The 6,000-nt window shown below is 44.5% G+C and carries 6 protein-coding genes, 1 other RNA gene and 1 riboswitch; of the genes, 2 read left to right on the top strand and 5 right to left on the bottom strand.

The window, feature by feature from the left end; genetic code table 11:
• Positions 1-667 precede the first annotated feature (667 nt).
• The 5 genes from NIES208_RS19800 to NIES208_RS13045 all read right to left on the bottom strand — a co-directional run bounded on the left by NIES208_RS19800 (position 668) and on the right by NIES208_RS13045 (position 4,526).
• Positions 668-859 (bottom strand): DUF2283 domain-containing protein, encoded by a 192-nt coding sequence (locus NIES208_RS19800; RefSeq protein WP_075893425.1) that lies wholly within the window; start codon positions 857-859, stop codon positions 668-670.
• A 3-nt stretch (positions 860-862) separates the two neighbouring features.
• Positions 863-1,117, bottom strand: a complete 255-nt coding sequence (locus NIES208_RS13060; protein WP_075893424.1) for a DUF2283 domain-containing protein — start codon at positions 1,115-1,117, stop codon at positions 863-865.
• Positions 1,108-1,413: a hypothetical protein gene (locus tag NIES208_RS13055; RefSeq protein ID WP_075893423.1), complete on the bottom strand. Its 306-nt coding sequence runs from the start codon at positions 1,411-1,413 to the stop codon at positions 1,108-1,110. Before NIES208_RS13055 ends, NIES208_RS13060 begins: the two co-directional genes overlap by 10 nt.
• Positions 1,414-1,503: 90 nt before the next feature.
• Positions 1,504-2,889, bottom strand: coding sequence for a phosphomethylpyrimidine synthase (gene thiC, locus NIES208_RS13050; protein ID WP_075893422.1), 1,386 nt, complete (start codon positions 2,887-2,889; stop codon positions 1,504-1,506).
• 9 nt (positions 2,890-2,898) lie between these two features.
• Positions 2,899-2,999: riboswitch (TPP riboswitch) on the bottom strand.
• 126 nt (positions 3,000-3,125) lie between these two features.
• Positions 3,126-4,526, bottom strand: a complete 1,401-nt coding sequence (locus NIES208_RS13045) for a CHAT domain-containing protein (RefSeq protein ID WP_171971770.1) — start codon at positions 4,524-4,526, stop codon at positions 3,126-3,128.
• A 304-nt stretch (positions 4,527-4,830) separates the two neighbouring features.
• Between NIES208_RS13045 and rnpB the strand changes: the two genes are divergently transcribed.
• Positions 4,831-5,298: RNase P RNA component class A (gene rnpB / locus NIES208_RS13040), an RNA gene on the top strand.
• Between the two features lie 181 nt (positions 5,299-5,479).
• A complete protein-coding gene (locus tag NIES208_RS18645; RefSeq protein ID WP_139325058.1) occupies positions 5,480-5,701 on the top strand; it encodes a hypothetical protein in 222 nt (73 codons plus the stop codon).
• Positions 5,702-6,000: the final 299 nt, after the last annotated feature.

Here is a 6,000-nt window from a genome sequence, read left to right as displayed (position 1 = left end):
TGTCTCATTTGTTGGCATTTTCCTACCAACGCTGCATAGTCAATCCCGGAGAGCCAGATCCTTGCTGATTCGGGCATATTTTGACCTCTTTTTTTGATGCGATTACCCTGCTCATAAATCAACTAAGTTTTTAATAACATACCCATTTGAAACTATCAAGACATCAATCTAGAGTCAAAAAAATCACTGGTTTAACGAAGTCATATGTTGACGAATGAAAAGGTGATTCTTATAAAGTTAAACTATGAATAACATGATTTTTATGAGTTCAAGCCGTGGGCAGAATTAATGAAAAATACTACACTTTTTATTCGTGAAATACGTATCACTTAGCTAAGAGGATGTTTAAAAAGTCTATTTTATTGATGCATCTCTAGGTTTTTTCACAGTTCTAGTAGCCTGCAAGCCTTATCTTCTCGTTCGGCTCAAGGCGACAAAAGTTACATCAAGACCCTTTTCAGACAACCTCTAATACTCTCTAGGTTAAGATTGAATTTGTACTAATTCTTCTTTGCTTAAAATTCTACCAAGCATTAGTTCTATCTAAGAATGTACTTGAAAAGAAAAAACATTTAATACCGAGTCAATTTATTACAGCAACATATGGAGATCCCTCTGGCTTCGCCACCTCTCTTTAAAGGGAGGCAATGAGCGCAAAAATTTAAATTTATCGTTGTCTTTTTTCGATTTGGTATAAGTTGCTTGGAGTTTGGGTATATTCAATAGTTATTGCATAAACTTTTCCACCTCGATCTAAATCAACCAACATATTTTCATTGACATCTTTAGTTTCTTCAATCGGATTCTGATTAAATTCTAGGTAGATAGTATTTGTATCCTGAAAATACCGAATTTTCATCCCTTAAGCCAGTTTGGGTAGAGGGCGATCGCCTGCATGGAGAACAGTTAAACCAACGACTTCATCATTTTCGCCATACCGAATCACCACATCATCATCGGTGAGTTCTGTATCATCACTGGAGATAGGCGGATTATGGAAATCAATATAAAGAACATCCGCTTCAGCATCGTAAAGCAACAAAAAAGGACGCTTTGGTAAGTCTTGCAATAACGGTACAAACTTGAGATAGTCCAGACTTTCTTCAACTACGGCCATATTTGAATCCTCCGATTTAGCGAGTTAAGACGACGCGTTGGAAATGCTGTAATGACAAAACCATCTTCTGCCGTTTCTTCTTTATACACAGCCACTAAAACTTTACCGACTTCTAACTCTTTAATTGCCATCAAAGCACCATCATTTCCCGTGATGATTTTGTCTGGATTGGCGATCGCCTCTAGGAGAAAATCTTGTTTATCATCTAATCCCCCATGTCTCTCTATGATATGTTGCCAACGCTCATGTGGCAGACGAATGCTTACCCCATTTCTAGAGATCGCTATTTTATCCAATCAATCTTTTTCCTTTCTTCTTAATGATCATAATTGTGTAAAAAAATAGAGGGCATTAACCATGTAATGACCTCTATCAATTTATGAAGATTAAGCTTTTGCGAGTTCTTCTTTCGCAGAATCACTAGCAAGGAATTTTTCGAGTTCAGTCAACATCTCAGCGTCAACTTTGGTCTGCATCGGACAGAACTTCGGCCCACACATCGAACAGAATTCCGCTGTTTTGTAGATGTCTGCGGGTAGAGTTTCATCATGGTACTCACGGGCACGCTCCGGATCGAGGGACAGATCAAACTGCTTCTCCCAATCGAAGTTATAACGAGCTGCCGACAGTTCATCATCGCGGTCGCGCGCACCGGGACGATGACGGGCAATATCCGCCGCGTGGGCTGCAATCTTGTAAGCGATTAAACCATTGCGGACATCTTCCGCATTCGGCAGGCCGAGGTGTTCCTTTGGCGTGACATAGCAAAGCATCGCAGTGCCATACCAACCAGCCATTGCCGCACCGATCGCCGACGTGATGTGGTCATAGCCGGGCGCAATATCAGTCACCAAGGGGCCCAGAACATAGAAAGGCGCTTCGGAACACTCTTCCATTTGCTTGCGGACATTAAACTCGATCTGATCCATAGGAACGTGACCGGGGCCTTCCACCATCACTTGAACATCATGTTCCCAAGCGCGGCGAGTCAGTTGACCAAGGGTTTTGAGTTCTGCGAGCTGGGCATCGTCAGAGGCATCGTGGGTACAACCGGGACGCAGGGAATCTCCCAAACTGAAGGACACATCGTAGCGTTTGAAGATTTCGATGATGTCGTTGTAGTGGGTATAGAGGGGATTTTGCTTATGGTGGTGCATCATCCAACGGGCGAGAATGCCGCCACCACGGGAGACGATGCCAGTAATCCGGTCTTTCACGAGGGGCAGGTGCTCGATGAGAATACCCGCGTGGATGGTCATGTAATCCACACCTTGCTGGGCATGTTTCTCGATGATGTGGAGAAAATCCTGGGCGGTGAGGTTTGACATTTCGCCATGGACGCTTTCGAGAGCCTGATAAATCGGCACAGTACCGATGGGCACAGGCGAAGCATTAATAATGGCTGTACGAATTTCATCGAGGTTCCCGCCACCAGTGGAGAGATCCATGATGGTATCTGCGCCATATTTCACGGCGAGGTGCATCTTTTCTAGTTCTTCGTTGATGTCAGAAGAGTTGGGGGATGCACCGATATTGGCGTTGACTTTGCACTTAGAGGCAATGCCGATCGCCATTGGTTCGAGATTGGTGTGGTTGATATTCGCGGGAATAATCATCCGTCCACGGGCGACTTCATCGCGGATTAACTCAACGGGAAGATTTTCCCGCTTTGCAACATAATCCATTTCTTCGGTAATGATGCCTTTGCGTGCGTAGTGCATCTGCGAAACATTACCTTGACCTTGCCGTTTGGCAACCCAATCAGCTCTCATATTCTTATTGTCCTTAATAAACAGCTTCCCTACGCTGGTATTACCCAGTCTCAGGTTCTAAGGGACTATCTCAGTCTGATTTCTTGCGACAGACACCCCTAGCTATGGCTATAGATTTTAACACCACTTTTAGGGAGAAACCTCTGGATCATGCTGTCTAGTACACAAGATTTGGCGATCGCCCTTAAAATGATGTGACGAAACGAAACAATAAAAAGACAAAGCGAAAAGAACCGTTACCAAGGTCGCCCCACAAGGGTAAAACCAGACCAATAATAGGGATGCATGAGGTCATTCGTGGTGACCGCTTCCACTTTTTCAGAGATTTGGATATTTGCAGAGAGACCAGACGCTAAACGCACTTGTCCGTTAACGATTTGTAAATCCCCATGCAACATTTCCAACTGGGCACGGCGTAGAGCTGCCGCTTTTGTCGGTTCTGTTTGGAGTTTTTGGTAAAAATTTTGCATTAGAACTAAAGTACCGGCATCGCTCACAGACCAGAGACTCCCCAAAGCAGAGGTGGCACCAGAGGCAATGGTCAGGCCAGAAAATCCTAGCTCTGCATCGCGACTACCCAGGGCCGTTTGGCAAGCAGAGAGTACCAGTAAATCTAAGGGGGGATTATCGAGATTGAGTTTATCTAATTCACTGAGGCGTAGCTCATCATTCCAGAGATAAATCGAAGATTTTTTCGGCTTGCCAGAATTAAATTGTGCATGGGTTGCCAGATGGACAATCGGAAATCTCTGGCTTTGACGAGTTTGTTTGAGATTTTCTACCGTAAAGGTTTCATTGAGAAAGCTCTGGCCTTGGGTAAGGTTGGCGATCGCCCCAACTTCCACTTCGACACCCGGCAATGGATCAAGCTCCTTAAAACTATCCGCCCCCATCGCTAAAACCGGCGATTTTTTTAAGGACATGTAGCTGCTATTAATGTTGTAAAAACTGGGAACGACCGCCAAACTATACTTTTCAATAAGGTAGCGATCGCCATCATAGAGCGCCGCAATCGGCAAACTCCGGAGACCTTCATCCAAAGAAAAAATGAGGCTATCAATCTGACTCGCCTGTAGATAGGGCACAATGGGCGCGATCACAATATCGTAAAGTTCGCGGCTAGTCTTTTTATAATCCACATTTTTTCTGCGGAGCGACATCACTAAATCTGCCCGAAACTTGTCAACAAGCGCTGTAATTTCCTTGTGACCACGTTCCTCCGTATAGAGCGTCTGGGGAGGCGTATTCGGCGCAAACAGCAAAAAATTCAACCCTTCCCCTTCCTCTGGATAAGATACATAGACCATCCCATGGCGCTGCCCAGTCGCATGCGTAATTCGCTCTAAAATGTCTTGGATATCCTCCGGCTGCCGCTCAAACTCCGGTAACTCTTTATCAAAATAATTAGAAAACTCAAAAATTCGCTGATTTTCCAAAGACAACAAATCATCAGGGAGCAAAGGCTGCAAAATATTGGGCACACGACTGCGGATACTCGACTCAAATCGGTCAATGCGATTATCAATAGTCTCCTCAATCTTAAAAATATCACCCAACCCAAACTGAGCCATGAGCGCAGCATTTTCCGCCGCCGGCTGCATCTCCGGCCTCACCTGATGAGTTTCAGGACTTGTCATCGCATTGGCAGCTGGAACATCTTGAAAAAATAAAGGAGAGTTTAGAATAATAGTCAAACCCATCGCGAGAAGAAAGAAAAAAAGCAACTTTGCGCGGATCATCACAGTCGTGACCTTTTACTAAAAAGAAAAATAGTGAACTCAACATCCTACGTTAGAGAAGTAGCTTCAGGACAAAGTCGCCAGCGCAGAAGAGAGTAGCACTACTGACGCAACCATGCCGAAAAAGTTCGGGCGGCGATCGCCAACCAATTCCAAGAATACCCTCAACATTTTCCAGATAATTCCCTAAACTAAAAGATAGGAGAGTTAGCGCGGCAGTTGCAGAATAGACCAAAGCAATTTGGATCTATCTCCGAGGAAAGTCCGGGCTCCCAAAAGACCAAACTTGCTGGGTAACCCCCAGTGCGCGTGAGCGTGAGGATAGTGCCACAGAAACATACCGCCGTAACAGTGAACAGTGAACAGTGAACAGGGGACAGTGAACAGTGGAAATCCAGTGGGACAAACATTGATAACTGATAACTGATAACTGATAACTGAAACCTGAAAAGGTAAGGGTGCAAAGGTGACGGTAAGAGCGCACCAGCAGTATCGAGAGGTACTGGCTTGGTAAACCCCGGTGGGGAGCAAGGTCGGTGGGACAAGGTTGGTCTTTTCCCTACCCAGTGATGGAGAACCGCTAGAGGTGACTGGTAACAGCCATCCCAGATAGATAACTGCCCTTGGCATTGCCCAAGAACAGAACCCGGCTTACGTCTAACTCTCCCAACAATTCACCCATTATCAATAAAAGTTTGGATTTTCTCCCGAAAGCCATTTGAGGCTTGAGAAGATACAAATATCAAGACGGGCGAAGTACGTCTAAAAAACACGATCTGCAAATTTTATTGCGGTCGGATTTAGTACATCTCGGCAGTCATTTTTGGTATTGCCCTATTAAGGACATCACTATGTTTATCCGTCAAACATTCTTTCTCTTACTCACAGCTGTTTGTTTAGGCAACACATCTTTTGCTGTACGTCTGACAACATTTTCCACTTCTACACTGTCTTCACCAACGGCGGCGATCGCCAGCGTTCCTTTAAACCCCGGTGAAAAAGGAGAGCCCGACAGCACCATGAGCGGTACAACACGTTCTGGATTACAAATTAATATGCAGAACCTTAGTTAAACCCCCTCAACGAGTAAAACTTTACCAAGCGTTTACATAGTGCCCATTGAACGATTCTTCTGGCAACCCCCACCTTTTCAACAGAACAAACAACATTGAAAAGATAGATCGCAACACAAAACAATCACACAAACTCGGTATTTTCACTGAGAATCCTTAGGTCTAGAAAAACCCAGAATTCAGTAAAACAGCTGTTTTCAAGTACTTTTAGAATCCCTAAAATAGATGTAAATGATTTGTAATGTGTGCTATCTAGGGTGACTTAAGCATGAAGGGATTTCAATCTACCGCTACTAAAA

It is taken from the genome of [Limnothrix rosea] IAM M-220 (assembly GCF_001904615.1).
Taxonomy (GTDB): domain Bacteria; phylum Cyanobacteriota; class Cyanobacteriia; order Cyanobacteriales; family MRBY01; genus MRBY01.
The sequence above is the reverse complement of the archived record's forward strand: the minus strand, read 5'-3'. Positions and strand labels throughout refer to the sequence as shown.